The sequence below is a fragment of the Bradyrhizobium sp. YR681 genome, assembly GCF_000282615.1.
Lineage (GTDB): Bacteria > Pseudomonadota > Alphaproteobacteria > Rhizobiales > Xanthobacteraceae > Bradyrhizobium.
In genome coordinates this window covers 29711-43692 of sequence record NZ_AKIY01000328.1, presented here as the reverse complement: position 1 = coordinate 43692, position 13982 = coordinate 29711, and the positions used below count along the sequence as shown (strand labels likewise).

At 66.6% G+C, this 13982-nt stretch carries 15 protein-coding genes; all 15 read right to left on the bottom strand.

Annotated elements, in window-relative coordinates:
• Positions 1–10 precede the first annotated feature (10 nt).
• Positions 11–325, bottom strand: coding sequence for a hypothetical protein (locus PMI42_RS35390; protein ID WP_008144306.1), 315 nt, complete (start codon positions 323–325; stop codon positions 11–13).
• 9 nt (positions 326–334) lie between these two features.
• On the bottom strand, positions 335–847 hold the full coding sequence (locus PMI42_RS35385; protein ID WP_008144304.1) for a phage baseplate assembly protein V: 513 nt from the start codon (positions 845–847) through the stop codon (positions 335–337).
• Positions 844–1974, bottom strand: a complete 1131-nt coding sequence (locus PMI42_RS35380) for a hypothetical protein (protein ID WP_008144302.1) — start codon at positions 1972–1974, stop codon at positions 844–846. The genes PMI42_RS35385 and PMI42_RS35380 overlap by 4 nt, the downstream gene beginning before the upstream one ends.
• A 14-nt stretch (positions 1975–1988) precedes the next feature.
• Entirely contained in the window at positions 1989–2339 is a 351-nt protein-coding gene (locus PMI42_RS35375) for a hypothetical protein (protein ID WP_008144300.1), read from the bottom strand.
• Positions 2340–2350: 11 nt separating this feature from the next.
• Entirely contained in the window at positions 2351–3016 is a 666-nt protein-coding gene (locus PMI42_RS35370; protein WP_008144297.1) for a hypothetical protein, read from the bottom strand.
• Position 3017: 1 nt separating this feature from the next.
• Positions 3018–5369 carry an eCIS core domain-containing protein gene (locus PMI42_RS37640; protein WP_008144295.1) on the bottom strand — a complete coding sequence of 784 codons (2352 nt, stop codon included), beginning with the start codon at positions 5367–5369 and terminating at the stop codon, positions 3018–3020.
• Positions 5366–5599, bottom strand: a complete 234-nt coding sequence (locus tag PMI42_RS35360) for a hypothetical protein (protein WP_008144293.1) — start codon at positions 5597–5599, stop codon at positions 5366–5368. Before PMI42_RS35360 ends, PMI42_RS37640 begins: the two co-directional genes overlap by 4 nt.
• Complete coding sequence (locus tag PMI42_RS35355) at positions 5596–7569, bottom strand: ATP-binding protein (RefSeq protein ID WP_008144291.1); 1974 nt, start codon at positions 7567–7569, stop codon at positions 5596–5598. Before PMI42_RS35355 ends, PMI42_RS35360 begins: the two co-directional genes overlap by 4 nt.
• Positions 7566–8915: a Pvc16 family protein gene (locus PMI42_RS35350; RefSeq protein ID WP_008144289.1), complete on the bottom strand. Its 1350-nt coding sequence runs from the start codon at positions 8913–8915 to the stop codon at positions 7566–7568. Before PMI42_RS35350 ends, PMI42_RS35355 begins: the two co-directional genes overlap by 4 nt.
• Complete coding sequence (locus tag PMI42_RS35345) at positions 8912–9556, bottom strand: hypothetical protein (RefSeq protein ID WP_008144287.1); 645 nt, start codon at positions 9554–9556, stop codon at positions 8912–8914. The genes PMI42_RS35350 and PMI42_RS35345 overlap by 4 nt, the downstream gene beginning before the upstream one ends.
• Positions 9553–10263, bottom strand: coding sequence for a hypothetical protein (locus tag PMI42_RS35340; protein ID WP_008144284.1), 711 nt, complete (start codon positions 10261–10263; stop codon positions 9553–9555). Before PMI42_RS35340 ends, PMI42_RS35345 begins: the two co-directional genes overlap by 4 nt.
• An 8-nt stretch (positions 10264–10271) precedes the next feature.
• Positions 10272–10796 (bottom strand): phage tail protein, encoded by a 525-nt coding sequence (locus tag PMI42_RS35335; RefSeq protein WP_008144283.1) that lies wholly within the window; start codon positions 10794–10796, stop codon positions 10272–10274.
• 25 nt (positions 10797–10821) lie between these two features.
• Positions 10822–12339, bottom strand: coding sequence for a phage tail sheath family protein (locus PMI42_RS35330; protein WP_008144280.1), 1518 nt, complete (start codon positions 12337–12339; stop codon positions 10822–10824).
• A 60-nt stretch (positions 12340–12399) separates the two neighbouring features.
• The gene (locus PMI42_RS35325) at positions 12400–12744 is read right to left on the bottom strand and encodes a hypothetical protein (protein ID WP_008144279.1); all 345 of its coding nucleotides are present in this window, start codon (positions 12742–12744) and stop codon (positions 12400–12402) included.
• Positions 12745–12990: 246 nt separating this feature from the next.
• Complete coding sequence (locus PMI42_RS35320) at positions 12991–13770, bottom strand: LuxR C-terminal-related transcriptional regulator (protein ID WP_008144278.1); 780 nt, start codon at positions 13768–13770, stop codon at positions 12991–12993.
• Positions 13771–13982: the final 212 nt, after the last annotated feature.

The window sequence follows — 13982 nt, the reverse complement described above, 5'->3', positions numbered from 1 at the left end:
GTCCTCCCCGTCAGGTTGCCAGCACGCGCATTTGCGCGACCACAGGCAGCATCGGCGCCCCCGTCGGCGTGCAGACCGATTGCCCCATCATGGTTGCGGCCGGCGCGCCGCCGATCATCACCCGTGCCGCACCCGCCACCATCTGCGCGGTGACGCAGGGTGGCGCCGAGCCGGTCAGCGAGCAGCCTGCAATCGCATAGGGGCTGGTGAGATTGACCGCGGGCTGGCCCGACAGCATCACGCGCGGGAATGGCGACATCGGCATGGCCTGTCCGGCGTGGCTGCACAGGACGGTGGCGCCGAGATGCAGGATGGGGGCGGGCATATGTATCTCCTAGATCACGGTGAGCGCGCCGAGATTTACGTCGACGCTCGGCCCGGTCATCGTGATGACCGCGCCCTTGCCATTGGAAATGGTGATGCCGACGTCGCTGACCGAGATCATCGCGCCGGTGGTTGTCTGCATCAGGATGCCACCGGTTGGGCCCGGCACGTCGCTGATGGTGAGGCCGTTCTTCAAAGGGGTTTGCAGCGTGATGCCGGCTACGCCGGGCGGCACGGCATGCGCCAGCACCGGCACTTCGGCCGCGCTGCCCCAGTAGCACCCCACCCAGACCGGATAATCGGGATCACCGCGCTCGAACTCGATCCAGACGCCGGCGCCGATGATCGGCACCGCGAAGAATCCGGCATTGATGCCCGCGGTCGGCACGCACGGCATCGCCCAGCTTGTCGGGATGACGGCGCCGACGTCGGGCACCATCACCTGGATCCGGCCGATCTGCAGCGGATCGATGTTGTTGATCACCACTGCGCGATATTTTCCGAAAAGGGGGGCATCGCTCATGTCGGCACCCGCGGGACGGTCGAGATCAGCGCATTGCGCGCGAGCGAGAACGACTGCTTGTAGGAGCCGCGCTCGATCTCGTGAGTGACGTTCTTGACGTAATAGAGCCCGTCATAGGGCAGGCCGGCACCGCGTACCCCGACCAGCTGCCGTGATTTCAGCAAGCGGCCATATCTGGCAACGTCGAGCTTGCCGCTGCCGAACACACTGTCGCTGTGCTGGCTGGCATAGGCAAGCCCCGCCATCAGCGCCTGCGGCGCGGACAGATGCGCCGTGTTGGCGAGCTTCTCGATCTTCGGCGGCAGCGGCGGCACCGCGCCGAGCGGCGGGCTCATCGGCGTGATGTCAGGGATCGGCACCGGGATCGGTGCCTTGCTGTTGGCCTCCTGGAAGAACACGATCGGCATGATCTTGCGTTCCTTGTCGAAGTTGAACGACATCTCCTCGACATTGGTGAGCGCATCCATGTTGGTGGTGAGCGCCGGCTGCGGCGCGCCGAAGCGGATCTCAGGCCCCCAATAGGCTTTCGAGGCGCCGGGGGCGGGGCCGGCCTCGAGATAGAAGACGTAGCCGGCTTCGCCCGCGAGCTTCTTGACGTAGGCGTAGTCGCTGCCCTTCTGCTGCGGAATCTGCTGCACCGGGATCGGCGGGATGTCGAGCACGCTCGGGATCACCATCGGGATCACGCCGAGGGCGGCGTATTTGGCGAGGATCGCGAGCACCCGCACTGAGGGCGGCATCGCCGGAAAGGGCAGGCCGGGAATCTCGATGATGTCCATCAGGGCCGACAGGTCCTTGCCCTTGATCACGAGCTTGCCGACCCCGCCGCTGCCGGGCTGAGTCTCGACATTGGTGACCATGCCGTCGATGATGGATTCGGCCGTGCCGTTGATCGTGACGACCAGCACCACGCGGAGCAGCGGCGGCAGCGCACCGCCGCCGGCGAGCAGGAAGATGGTGCGCAGGGGCGAGCGCGCCGGCAGGTCGAAGGTCAGCTCGAAGCCGCTCTGCGCATCGCCCGATCCGATCTCGATCTTGGCGTGGGTCAGCGTTTCCAGCACCTCGCGCGGCGCCGGCACAGGTGCCGGGCCGATCTGAAGCGAGAGCTGGACGCCGCCTTGCATCATTGGGGATCGTCTCCTTACAGTCCGTTCGGTCGCGGGATCTGGACCCGCCCGCCGGGCGTGTCGGTGAGCTCGAACGGATCGGTCACGACATTGGCGTCGGCGAGCCGCCAATACAGTTCGGGATCGCCGAGAGTGGCGGACGCGAGCGTGTCGGGCCGCTCGCCGGCATTGACGATGTGCTCGCCGGCGATGCCGACGTCGCGCGCTTGCGGAATGAAGCGGCGGAGCACATAGGCAACACCGGGATCGTCCGCACTGCGCTTCAGTCGTCCGATCGCCGTGCCGTGGTAGCGGCTGTTCGGCGCGAAAGTGTTGTCCGGAAACGCGCCGGCATCGATCAGCATCTGGACGGGATCCGAGGACATCTTGAGCTCCGTCAGGGCAGGCTGGTAAGGCCGAGTGAGGCGAGCGAAGCGCCGCCGGTCAGGCCGGCAAGCGTTTCGCGGTTGCGCAGATAATTGAGGAAGATGGTGCCGCCGCGATGGGAGAAGCCGAGATCGTCGGTGCTCATCACGTGCAGGCCGAGCGAGACTTTTGCGCGGATCGGGTTGAGCGATGGATCGAAGGCTTCCTCGACGATGGAGAATTCGGCGACGCGCACCGGTGCCACGCGGTTCTTGCTCCAGACGAACAAAGTGAGCGGCGCCTCCGGCGGCAGAATCTCCAGCGTGCCGCCATCGGCCTGGCTTGCGACGCCGAGCAGATCGTCGACGCTCGGGTTGACGAGAGCCTCGAGCACGGCGAGCTGCGGCGCGATCCCGAAGGCCATCGCATTGGCATGCGCGTCGGGATCGGCGAGCTGGTCGGTCGCATCGATTTCGGCGTCGAGCTTGATGGTCTCGATCGCGGGTCCCTTCAGTCGGAACGGCTGTGCCCGTCCGCCGGCCGCGCCGTCGCCGCCGGTACCCTGTACCTGGTAGCTGCGGGTGAGAGTGTCCGGATTGTACTGGAGCGCGATCTGCCTGCGCACCGTGCCGCCGCCCGGCGCCAGCACCACGAGGCCGCCCTTGATCAGCTTGGGAGAGGAGGTGAGGCCGGTCATCTCAACCTCCGATCTTCGCGACGTCGCCCTTGAAGTAGGCGGCGTAGAGATTGCGGATGCCGACGACGTTGACGAATTTCATCGCCTCGGTATAGGAGGCGTAGCGTCGTTGCGAAGCCGGCTGCACCACGATGGGTTCGAGCTTGGCGATCTCCGGCCCCTCGACGGCCTCGCGCAATTCGCGCTCCTTGACCCGTGGCGCGACATGTTCCCACACGATCTCGTCGAGCATCGAATCGACACCCTCGATCAACGTATTGTACTCATTGGACTGGCGGCCGAAATCCCTGGCGAACTTGCTGTATTTTTCGGCGCGCAGCGTGTGAATGTATTCGTGGATCAGCGTCTGGAACATGTCCCAGAGGAACTCGCGATCCTCCTTCGGTGTGTCCTTCTTGAAGAGCTGGAGTTTGACCTCGCCGTCGTTGGCCGATGCGACCCAACCGCGCTGGATATGGTTCAGCGTTTCGACATTGTTTCCGGCGAATTCGTCGGCGAGCTTGTTGGTGATCTTGGCTTCGTCGTTGAGAGGCTTGTCGTCCTTGTCGAACTCCGGCGAGGCATTGAGATCGCGGTTGATGCCGCGGATCTGGCGGTTGGCCTGGAAGAAGTAGCGCATCATGCCTCGCGCCATGTTGAGCCTGTTTTCTTTCTTCTCCTTTTCATCCTTTCCCTGGGCGAGCTCGGCCTCGGTATCTGCGAATTGGTCGTGGATCTGGCCGCGCGCCTTGGCGGTGTCGGGCGTCAGCTCCGGATGCGCCTTGTCGTAATAGTTCTCGAAAACCTTGTCGGTTTCCTTCTTGCTCGCCTTGCCGATCCGCCCGAATTCGCTAAGCTTGTGCGTCTTGTTCGGGTCATCGTGCACGGCAGGGCCGTGGTCCTTGACCGTGAGGTCCCAATAGCGCTGGATCATCGTCGGGAGCCAGCTGCGCAGCGCATCCTCGTACTTCTTCTTGCCGGCCTCGGACTTGTCGAACGGCACCGCGACACCACCGGCATCGAGTTTGACGTCGGGCTTCAGTGCCTTCTTGATCTCGGCTTTCTGCGCGGCGTCCGGCGCCACCGTCTTGGAGAGGTCCTTGCTGCTGGTCGTGAGCGCCAGATCGCGGGAAACCAGATGGAGCACGCGGTCATAGTTTTCCAGCGTCTTCGTGGCGCCATCGACCTGAAGCGTCAGATCGATCTTGGTGTCCTGGTCGGTCGCAGCGCCAAGCTGCTCCTTCAGTTCGACGAGCTTGCGTCCGAGCTCGGTGCGATGCTGGCCGAACTCCTGCATCGCCTTGTCCCGCAGCGTCGGCTCGAGCGCGAATATCTCGGCGCCAATGCTGTCGACCTGGTCGGCTTCCGATGCCGTATCGAGCCGCAATTTGAGGTCGGCTGCGTCGTAGGCGAAGAGCGGCGCGGCCCTGCCGGGCTCTCCCTGCGGCTCGACGTCGCCTCTGGCGACGGCGTCGCGGCCGCCACGGAAGCGGGCGGCGAAAAAGCGCTTCAATCTCTTGTACTCGGCACCGTCGAGATCGGACTCGAGGTCGGTGACGCTGAGCTTGCCCGAGCCGAACATGATCTGGAGCGCGGCGATGTCGCTCAGCTCGAGCAGATCGAGGATGGCTTCCTCGTCGTCGTCGAGCGTCGCACCGTCCTGCATGTCCTGGATCAGCAACGCCTTCTGAATTGGATCGAGCTTGAATTCGGCCTGGCCGGCTTTCCAACGGCGCACGACGGCACGCGCCTTGTTGTCGCTGTCGAAGCTGCCCTCGTGTTCCTTGGCCGTGGTGATCTTTTCGAGATAGGCAAGCAGCTCCTTATCGCCGAAATTGCCTTCTGCGCCGAAGAACACGGCGATCGACTCGTACCAGGCTAGCCGTTGTACTGCCGCCGGCGGCGTGGTCGCACCGCGCTGTTGCACGACATGGGCGAGCTCGTGTGCGAGAATGTGCCGGCCGCGCGGGGTTTCCGGAGTGTGAGCGCCGTGGCCGAACACGATATGGGAGCCGGTCGTGTAGGCGGTCGCCTGGATCGCCCGGGCCGAGGCCGCCGCCTGCGCATCGGCATGGATTCGGACATGGCTGAAGTCGGAGCGAAACTGCCGCTCCATCGCCCGCCGGGTCGCGCCGCCAAGCGGCAGGCCGGGCGACCCGACGACCTCCGAGACCTCGGCCGGCGCAGCCCGGCCCTCCGGGTGGGAGGTGCGTGACAATGGCGATAGCGTAGGGGCCCGATCGCCGGATCGCAACACCGCCGCGTGCTCGGCCTCGGTCTCGAAGCGGTCGTGGCTCGGACGAAGCTCGAGTGAAGGTGCACGCTGGGGCGCGAACTGTTTCGGAAGCGCCTTTGGTGCGGCATGAACGCTCATGACCGACCTCGCGAATGACCTGCGCGAGGCGTTGCGGACAGCTCCGTCGCGATCCGGTCGGCGACCATGCGCGGCGCAGCGGCGCGTGCGGGCGACGCCGCGTTGGCAGACCCGGAGAGCCGGTGTTGCAGGGCCTCGCCGATTGCGTCGGCGAGCCCCGCAGCTTCAGTGCGTTGCGACGCATCCACGACGAGCCGCTCGATCCGAACCTCGATGCCGGCATGTCTCATGGCGCGGCTCCGGGTAATGGCCGTTCGAGTTTGGAGAACTCGGCGCGCACCGCGGCGTTGATCGCGTCCTGCTCGATCCGCTCGCCATCGGCGGCAGCCAGGAATGCAGCGTTGAGCGCGATGGCGCGAATGTTGCCGCCGGTCAGCTGCAGCCGCGCGAGGCTCGCGAAATCGATCGCGCCAAGCGGCGCATCGGCCGGGAACTGCATCCGCCACAGTTGTTCGCGTGCTGCGACGTCCGGATAGGGGAACTGGACCACATGGCGGATACGGCGCAGGAAGGCGCGGTCGAGCGCGCTCCTCATGTTGGTAGTGAGAATGACGAGCCCGCGATAGGTCTCGATCCGCTGCAACAGATAGGCGATCTCGATATTGGCAAAGCGGTCGTGGCTGTCGCGCACCTCGCTACGCTTGCCGAACAGGGCGTCGGCCTCGTCGAACAACAGGATGGCGCCGCTGGTCTCGGCGGCCTCGAATAGCCGGCTCAGATTCTTCTCGGTCTCGCCGATATATTTGCTGACGACGCTGGCGAGATCGACGCGATAGAGATCGAGCCCCGCGGCGTTCGCGATCGCCTCGGCGGCGTAGGTCTTGCCGGTGCCGGATTCGCCGGCGAACAGCGCGGCGGCGCCCAGCCCGCGGCAATTATGCGCGGCAAAGCCCCAGTCGCCATGGACGCGCGGCCGGTGCTGCAATTCGCTGGCGATGGCGCGCAGCTGCGCAATCACGACCGGCGGCGCGACCAGATCGTCGAAGGCGACGCGACTGTCGATCCGCTGCGCCAGCGCGTCGAGCCCGCCGCGCGCGGCGGTGCGGCAGAGCCGCCACATCGCGGTGCCGAGCAGGGCCGGCTCACCGCGCGTCTCTGCCAGTGCTTCGGTGGCCACGCGGCGCAGTTCGGTGGTCGAGACGTCGAACTGTTGCAGCGCCGGACGCAGTGCCGTCGTGAGCGCCGCGGTCTGCTCATGCGGGAGTCCACGCAGGGCCGCGGCCTGTCGCGCCGCCATGGACGGATCCGGCGCCATGATCCGCAGCATGCGCCGCTGCCGCAGCCGCGACAGACGCGCCGGATCCGGCGCGTTGAGAATGATCGCAGGTCCCATCAGATGGGCGAGCACGGTCACCGCGCGCGCCTCGGCGTCGGCGGTGTCACCCGTGCAGTCGAGCTCGATCACGATGATGGCGTCCGAGAGTGCGCCCTCGCGGTCGAGCAGGCAGGCGATCTCGGCGAGCTCGCGCGGATCGTGCGGCAGGTCGCGGGCATGCAGCCACAGGCCGATCGCGCCGAGCCCGGCGAGCGCCCCACGTGCGAGATCGCGCTGCGGTTCGATCTCGCCGCGGGCGTGACCGAGGGCGACCAGCGCCGCCGTGGCTGAGCCGATTGCGTGTGCGATGCTGCCGGCGAGCGGCGTGTCGGGCTCGGTCGGCCCGGCCGGTTCGCAGCGGGCGATCCCGATCAGCCGGACATCCATCGCGGCGACGCCGGTCAGATAATGCAGCACGCGCTCGTCGATCTGGACCGTCCGGCGCGGCGGCCCCTCGCGGCCTTCGCAGACGATCAGGCGCCAGCGCCGCAGCGGCCGTAGCGGCGACAGCGCATCCCAATGCGGTTCAGTCAGCATCTGCAGCGCGAAATTGAATGTCGGCTGCGCGCTTGCGCCAGATTCGGGTGCCTGCATCAACGCCTCGCTGACGAGGCGACGCAGGGCACTGTCGAGCTCGATTCCGGCGGCGAGCAGCACGATGTCGCGCTCGAATGGCGACAGGTCGAACAGTTTTGTCAGCGCATCGAGCGCGGGTTCAAAGTCGTCGTCGTAGTCCGCCGGATCCGGTTCGGCACCCGGCGATGCATCGTCCAATTGCCGCGCGAGGCGCTGCCGCAGCGCCGCGACCTGCGTCGTCAGCCATTGCTGGTTGCGGACGGCCCAATCGAACGCGGGCTGAGCTTGCGGTCTGTCGTGAATGTTCATGTCGGCACGCTCAGGCTTTGCGAGGCGTCGAAAGCGGGCGCGTCACCACTGAGATCGAGCAGCAGGCTGTCGACGCCATCGACCCGCAGCCGCACCGGATAGGCCCCCGCGGGCAATGTCGAGGGGAGGTCGAACACCAGCGGATCGGTGGCCGCTGCGCGCGGATTGGCGGCGGCCTCGGTCGTGCCGAGGACGAGGCTCGCGCGCTGGCGCGGCTGCACCTGCGGGCGCGAGAACAGCGTTGCGGTGACACGCAGCGGCGCGGTCTTGCGGAGCACGGTCGCGGCCGGCAGCGAAAGCGAGGCATCGGCCGTGATCACCGGGGCCGGGGCGATGATCAATGCGATCGCGTTGGTCTCGCGTTCGTTGACTTCGCCGGCCGGCAGGAAGCGCAGCGTCAGGCTCCACTGCCCCGGCGCCAGTGAGGCCTGGGCGGCGGCGTCGTTCGGCAGCGTCAATGTGAGCTCGGTGCCGTCGGTATTAGGTGCGTCCGGCACCAGCTCGAGCGCGACCGGAAACAGCGGATGCGCCAGGCGGACGCGGTGGTTGCTGCCGCTCAGGCGGATGCCGGTGAGAACCACGGGCTCGCCCAGCCGCACACCGGCCTGCTTCAACTGCGGTGTCGCGGCGAACAGCGTCGGCAACGGCGGCAGCATGTCCGGATTGACGACGACGCCGCGGTCGCGCTTGGTCACGGGATCGACGATCCCGCGCGACAGCACCGGCAGCGGCGAAACGGCTGGCTTGATGGCTTCGATCAGCACCACCGACACGACATAGGCGGCCGAGGGACGGTAATGCGACTGGATCGCCGCCCACAATCGCGACATCTCTTCCGGCCCCATCACCGATGGTGTGATCTTGATCAGCTCGGCCTGGTCGGCGAGGTCGGCGGCGGCGAGCGCCTGGAACGCCGGTGGCAGCATCGCGATATCGAGCGGATTGGGATTGAGCGCGCGCTGCACGGCGGCGCGGTCGAGCACCGGGCGTTCGTGCAACAGATGCATGCCATAGCCAAGCAGGATCTCGGCCTGGCAATCGACCCGCGCGTAGGCCGTGAGCAGATAATGCAGGTCGAGCGCGAGCGGCGCATTGGTCAGGCGCTCGCCGCTGCTTGCCGAACGTGACGGCAGGGCCCGGTTGCGCCAGACCGGATTCGGTGTCACCTGGTACAGGAACAGGTTGAGCCGGGGCAGCTCCTCGGCACCCGTGAGGTCGATCGTATCAGGGGCGACCGCACTGACATTGACGGTGCCGCCCACTGCGGGCCCGGCTTCGATCATCCCGTTGTCGAGCAGGTTGCGCAGCACCGCGCTGACCGCGCCGATGGCGAGTGGAGAGCTCATGCGCGGCCTCCGGGTCCCGGGCGGCGCAGATAGTCGGTCAGCGAGACCGATGGCTGCGGCGCAGGCCTGACGGAACGCGTGGGCCGCGGCGGCTCCGGCGAGCGGATGTCGATGCGGTCGATCGTCACCTTGATGACCGGCGGCGTCTCGCGCCGGCGCTGCGCCTGGCCGGCGAGCACGGCCTGGCCGAGCGGCGGCGCCGGCGGTGTCGTGGCCTCGTGCGGGGGCCGAAGCGTATCGGGCACGGCCACCTCGCGCGGCTGCGCGACGCGCGGCGGATGGTGTGGAGCGACGGGCAGGGCGGTATCCGCAGGCGGCCCTGACGGTGCCTCGTTCGAATGAACGGGCCGGACCGCCGCTTCGGTCTTGGTCGTCGGGCGCAGCAGTGATTCCGTGCTGTCGGACTCCACCTTGATGTGCTGCGGCGGGTGCGCCTCCGTGCGAGGACCATCTGCGGCGACGTCGTGCATCGCGGTTTGCGGCGGCACTGGCCGCTGCCCTTCGCCCGACCATGTTTCGAGCTGCGGACGATCGTCGTTCCGGACCGGAGCGGCAAAGCGTGGCGGCAGCGCGACGCGTGCCGCGCCCGGGATCGGCTCGCCGCGTCCGAGGTGCGCAAGGTTTTGCAAAAGGCCCCTCATGACGCGCCCACCAGTTGCAGATAGGCTGCGCGGCGGGCGCGTGGCAGTGCCAGTACTTCAGCTTCGCTCCAGCCATATTCGCGGGCGAGGGCGTCGACTTCGAGCAGGCTGCGCTCGGCGGCTGCCTGTACTTCGACCCAGAGCGCCGGAGCGATGTCGATCACGGCCTGCCAAGTGTGGTTGCAATCCGGGCAGTCGAGCGCAAAGGCGACGATGGCGCCGGGATCGCAACGTTCGAGCTCTGCCTCGATCCTGTCCAGCGCGTCCTGATCGAGCGCAGCCGGCGTCGCATCGCCGAGGCAGCGCGTCAGCAATGACTGGGCCGCAGCTACGCGGTCGGGGGCCGCTGCAAGACCGGCGAGATCGGAAAGCGCGGGCACACGCAACGTCAGTTCATTGTCGCCGAGCGCGATACGTGGCGGTGCGGCATCGGCCGGTGGTGCAAGTCCGTCCGCGAGCACAGCGCTGTCGGCCACGAATTCACAGTCGGTGTGGCAGGCGGGGCAGGCGGCGCGCAGCTGCCAGGGTGCGCCGAACAGTTTCGTCCGCAGTATCAGGAGCGCCGCGTTGCCGGCACCGATCGAGTCCGTCGGCGCCGCGCCGGCCGCAGTGAACAGGGCATCGTCGCGCTGGCGCCGGGCGCGACCGGCGGCCCGGTCCCACAGCGCCAGAATGTCCTGTTCGCGTCGCGCGGCGGCGGAGTGCATGCGCTGCCTCAGGCCGGATCAGAGAAAGTCGGCTCCGACGGCTCGGCGACCGCCTGATCGCGCTCCCAGCCCTCGTTCTCCAGCTTGATGTGCTGGATCGCCACCGCATTGGCGTTGGCATCGAGATCCGGAAGCGACTGGTATTCCGAGACCCAGCAGCGGAAGATCTTGTAGGCGAGCGCCAGCTGCCCGGCCTCGTTGTAGACTTCCAGGATGATGTCCTTGCGGAAATCCTTCAGCGAGACTTCGGCGCCGAGGCCTGCGCCGAAATGCCAGACCTTGTTGGCCCATTTCTCGAACTCGGTGTCGTGGGTGACGCCGCGATCGAGTGTGATCGCCTCGAACTTGCTGCGGCCGGGTGACTTGCGCCCCGTCGAGGGATCGCCGCCCTCGCGGTGCTCGACCACTTCGGTTGTGCGCTTCAGCGCCGAGACCTTGCTGACGCCGGCGACGTAGCGGCCGTCCCATTTCACCCGGAACTTGAAGTTCTTGTAGGGATCGAAGCGCTGCGGATTGACCGAGAACTGTGCCATATCTGTGCCTCAGCTTGTCATTGCCTCAGGTTGGGATGTCGCCGGCGATCTGCTGGATCTTGATGATGACGAACTCGGCGGGTTTCAGCGGCGCGAAGCCGACGATGATGTTGACGATGCCGAGATTGATGTCGGCCTGCGTCGTGCTCTCGCGGTCGCATTTGACGAAATAGGCTTCGCGCGGCGTACGGCCCTGGAACGCGCCCTGCCGGAACAGCCCTTGCAGGAAGGCGCCGATGTTGAGCCTGATCTGCGCCCAGAGCGGTTCGTCATTGGGCTCGAACACGACCCATTGCGTGCCGCGGTAGAGGCTCTCTTCGAGGAACAGCGCCATGCGCCTGACCGGCACGTATTTCCATTCCGAGCCGCGGTCGTTCTGGCCGTGCAGCGTGCGGGCGCCCCAGACCACGTTGCCGTAGACCGGCAGCGTGCGCAGGCAATTGACGCCGATCGGATTGAGCTGGCCGTTCTCGGCATCGCTCAAGCTCAGCGCGAAGCCGACGCCGCCATTGACGCTGGCGTCGGTGCCGGCTGGCGCCTTCCAGACCCCGCGCGTCGCGTCGGTCCGGGCGTAGACGCCGGCGACGAAGCCGCAGGGCGGAAAGTCGCGCACGACACCGGATTGCAGCGGATCGGCCTGCATCACCCAGGGGTAGTACAGCGCGGAGAAATTGCCGTCGACGCCGGTCAGGCCCGCCTCGCCCGTGCTGCCGCCCATGTTGGCGACCGTCTCACCCTGCAGACTGTCGACGATCAGGAAGGCGCGCCGGGCGTGGCAACGCTTTTGCAGATTGGCCAACGCGGCTTGGTTTGCGGCGATATTGGTGAGACCGGGGACGCAGACCAGATTGAACAGATCGATGCGATCGACGATCCCTCCGGTCGCGAACAACGGATCGATCGCATTCACGAACGAGGCGTCGTTGGTGAGGAGGACCGTGCCGTCGAGGCCGCCCGTAAATGGCTTCGTGGCCGGGGTCGGCACGGTTGCCGATGCCGTGGTCAGCTTGTCCATGAAGGCGGAGCGGCCGTTGACGACGCTCGGCGCATAACGTGGATCGGCCTTGTTCATCGACAGATCCTGGAACGTCTCCACGATGTTGGTGCTGGGCGACGGGCCGATCACATCGAGCCGGAAGCGCGTGTTGTCGTCGCCACGCAGCGTCAGCTTGACGCTGTAGGAATTGGCCCACAGGCCCGGCGAGCTCGCCTGGATACCGAGATCGTTGATCGCGCAGGCCGCGGTCTTCGCGTCATTGGCGGGCGTTCCCGAATTGAACAGCGCGATCCGCACGATATAGGCGTCGCTGCCGCCATTGTCGAAAAACTGGCGCACGGCGTAGCCGAGATAGGCGCGGCGATCGAGCCCGCCAAAGGTCCGCTCGTAATCGGCGAAGCTCGAGATGCGCACGGCACGGTCGACGGGCCCGCGCGGAGCCCAGCCGATGAACAGGGCGATCGACGTCGCCACGCCCGAGATCGAGCGCACGCCGCTGGGAATTTCCTCGATATAGACGCCGGGTTGCAGAAGTGCTGAAGGCATGTCGGCTCCTTTGATTTGTCGGCCTGGCTCGCTCTGCCAGACCGGAACGATGGCATTGCCTCACCTGCGTGCGCGCCCGTGGCGCGGCTTGCGCCTGGCTCCGGGCGGACCGCGGATCGCCTCCGACAGCGTTTCCGCCGTGATCTCGGTGATGACGGTGCGGTGCGGGCGTAGTTCGTAGAGCGCGCCGCTCTCGCCGCTTGCGACGATGGTCACGACCCTCATGCGCGGCCGGCTGCGCAAGAGGCTCGCCAGGCTGTCGCGCTCGTCCGGGGCCTTCTGCACCAGTACGACGACGTCGGCGCGGGTGCGGCGGGCTTCCGTCGCGAGGTTGGCGTCGTCGCTGATGTCGATCACGGACAATGCCGGATCCCTTGCGACAACATGCTCCAGAATATCGGTCATCAGCCTCGGAAATCCTGCAATAAGGATGCGTCTCTGTCGCAATGGCCACCTTTGTGGCGAGCCTTGCACGAGGCGCAGCGGCGCGATTGAGCCAAAGGGTTCAGAGAAGGATGCAGGCGGCGATCCGGACCATGCTGGCGGCGAGACCATGAGAATGCCGCGAACGGACGCTGCGCGTCGCCACGACGTGCCCGTTTCTTGCTGGATACCGGCCCATGCCGGATCGGAGGATCTAGGCCGAAAGGTCTAGCGGGACTGGACCCGTGACGGTGCGGACGAGGCCGGACCAGCCGGATGCAGGTGCTTGCTGATCTCGCCGCGCCGGCGGATCTGCAGCTTGCTGAGCACGTTGTGCATGTGGTTCTTTACGGTCGAATTGCGGATCCGCAAGACGCGTGCGATCTCCTTGTTCGACAGGCCCTCGCCGACGAAGCGGATGATCTCGTGCTCGCGCGGTGTCAGCGTGTCGACGCCGGCGGCAGGTTCGCGCGCGACGGTTCGGGCGGAGAGCGTCGCGAGCCGGCCGAACAGGGCGGCGGCAACCCTGGGCGAGCACACGAGCTCGTCGCGCATCGCATTGTGGATGGCGGCAATCACGTCGCTGATCGAGCCGTCGCGCAGCACGAAGCCGGATACGCCGGCCTCCGCGCAGGCCAGGATGTCCTGCTCGACCTCGGCGACCGCGATAGCGACGATCTTCAGCGCCGGCGACAGGGCGCGGCAGGTCGCCGATTGCTGCAAGCCTCGCGACGTCGCGATGTCGACCAGCAGAACCTCGGGGCCGCTATCGACGATCTGCTCCGGCAAGGTCGCGAGATCGCCGTGCCCGGCGATGTGTAAGCATTCCTGCCGTGCTAGGCACGAGACGAGGCCTTCGCGGAGCAGATGCACGTCGCTGAGGATGAAAAGGCGGATCGGCGCACCGCTACGATCCGGCTCCGCGGGCGATCGTGTCGCGTGCGAAATGACGCGGTGGGGATACGGCGGGGCGAGGTGCCCTGCCGGGTCAGACGCATTGGACGACATGCCTGCCTCCCGATTGCCAACTCACAACCGTGTTTGCCGCCGCGCCCAGTTGAAAGTCACCAAGAACAATAAGTTGTATCTTTAGTATCTTTCCCCTTGAAATTGAGTATCGCGCTTTTTGACGGCCATGACAAGCATCCACATCACAGGCGGTGATGTCGGGGCATTTCGACGCATGTGAAGCGGTCGAGTTGACAGGCGTGGAGGCAACC

Excerpts from the sequence above, each read along its gene's own strand:
- PMI42_RS35390 (WP_008144306.1), bottom strand. The coding sequence starts at position 325 with ATGCCCGCCCCCATCCTGCATCTCGGCGCCACCGTCCTGTGCAGCCAC.
- PMI42_RS35385 (WP_008144304.1), bottom strand. The coding sequence starts at position 847 with ATGAGCGATGCCCCCCTTTTCGGAAAATATCGCGCAGTGGTGATCAAC.
- PMI42_RS35380 (WP_008144302.1), bottom strand. The coding sequence starts at position 1,974 with ATGATGCAAGGCGGCGTCCAGCTCTCGCTTCAGATCGGCCCGGCACCT.
- PMI42_RS35375 (WP_008144300.1), bottom strand. The coding sequence starts at position 2,339 with ATGTCCTCGGATCCCGTCCAGATGCTGATCGATGCCGGCGCGTTTCCG.
- PMI42_RS35370 (WP_008144297.1), bottom strand. The coding sequence starts at position 3,016 with ATGACCGGCCTCACCTCCTCTCCCAAGCTGATCAAGGGCGGCCTCGTG.
- PMI42_RS37640 (WP_008144295.1), bottom strand. The coding sequence starts at position 5,369 with ATGAGCGTTCATGCCGCACCAAAGGCGCTTCCGAAACAGTTCGCGCCC.
- PMI42_RS35360 (WP_008144293.1), bottom strand. The coding sequence starts at position 5,599 with ATGAGACATGCCGGCATCGAGGTTCGGATCGAGCGGCTCGTCGTGGAT.
- PMI42_RS35355 (WP_008144291.1), bottom strand. The coding sequence starts at position 7,569 with ATGAACATTCACGACAGACCGCAAGCTCAGCCCGCGTTCGATTGGGCC.
- PMI42_RS35350 (WP_008144289.1), bottom strand. The coding sequence starts at position 8,915 with ATGAGCTCTCCACTCGCCATCGGCGCGGTCAGCGCGGTGCTGCGCAAC.
- PMI42_RS35345 (WP_008144287.1), bottom strand. The coding sequence starts at position 9,556 with ATGAGGGGCCTTTTGCAAAACCTTGCGCACCTCGGACGCGGCGAGCCG.
- PMI42_RS35340 (WP_008144284.1), bottom strand. The coding sequence starts at position 10,263 with ATGCACTCCGCCGCCGCGCGACGCGAACAGGACATTCTGGCGCTGTGG.
- PMI42_RS35335 (WP_008144283.1), bottom strand. The coding sequence starts at position 10,796 with ATGGCACAGTTCTCGGTCAATCCGCAGCGCTTCGATCCCTACAAGAAC.
- PMI42_RS35330 (WP_008144280.1), bottom strand. The coding sequence starts at position 12,339 with ATGCCTTCAGCACTTCTGCAACCCGGCGTCTATATCGAGGAAATTCCC.
- PMI42_RS35325 (WP_008144279.1), bottom strand. The coding sequence starts at position 12,744 with ATGACCGATATTCTGGAGCATGTTGTCGCAAGGGATCCGGCATTGTCC.
- PMI42_RS35320 (WP_008144278.1), bottom strand. The coding sequence starts at position 13,770 with ATGTCGTCCAATGCGTCTGACCCGGCAGGGCACCTCGCCCCGCCGTAT.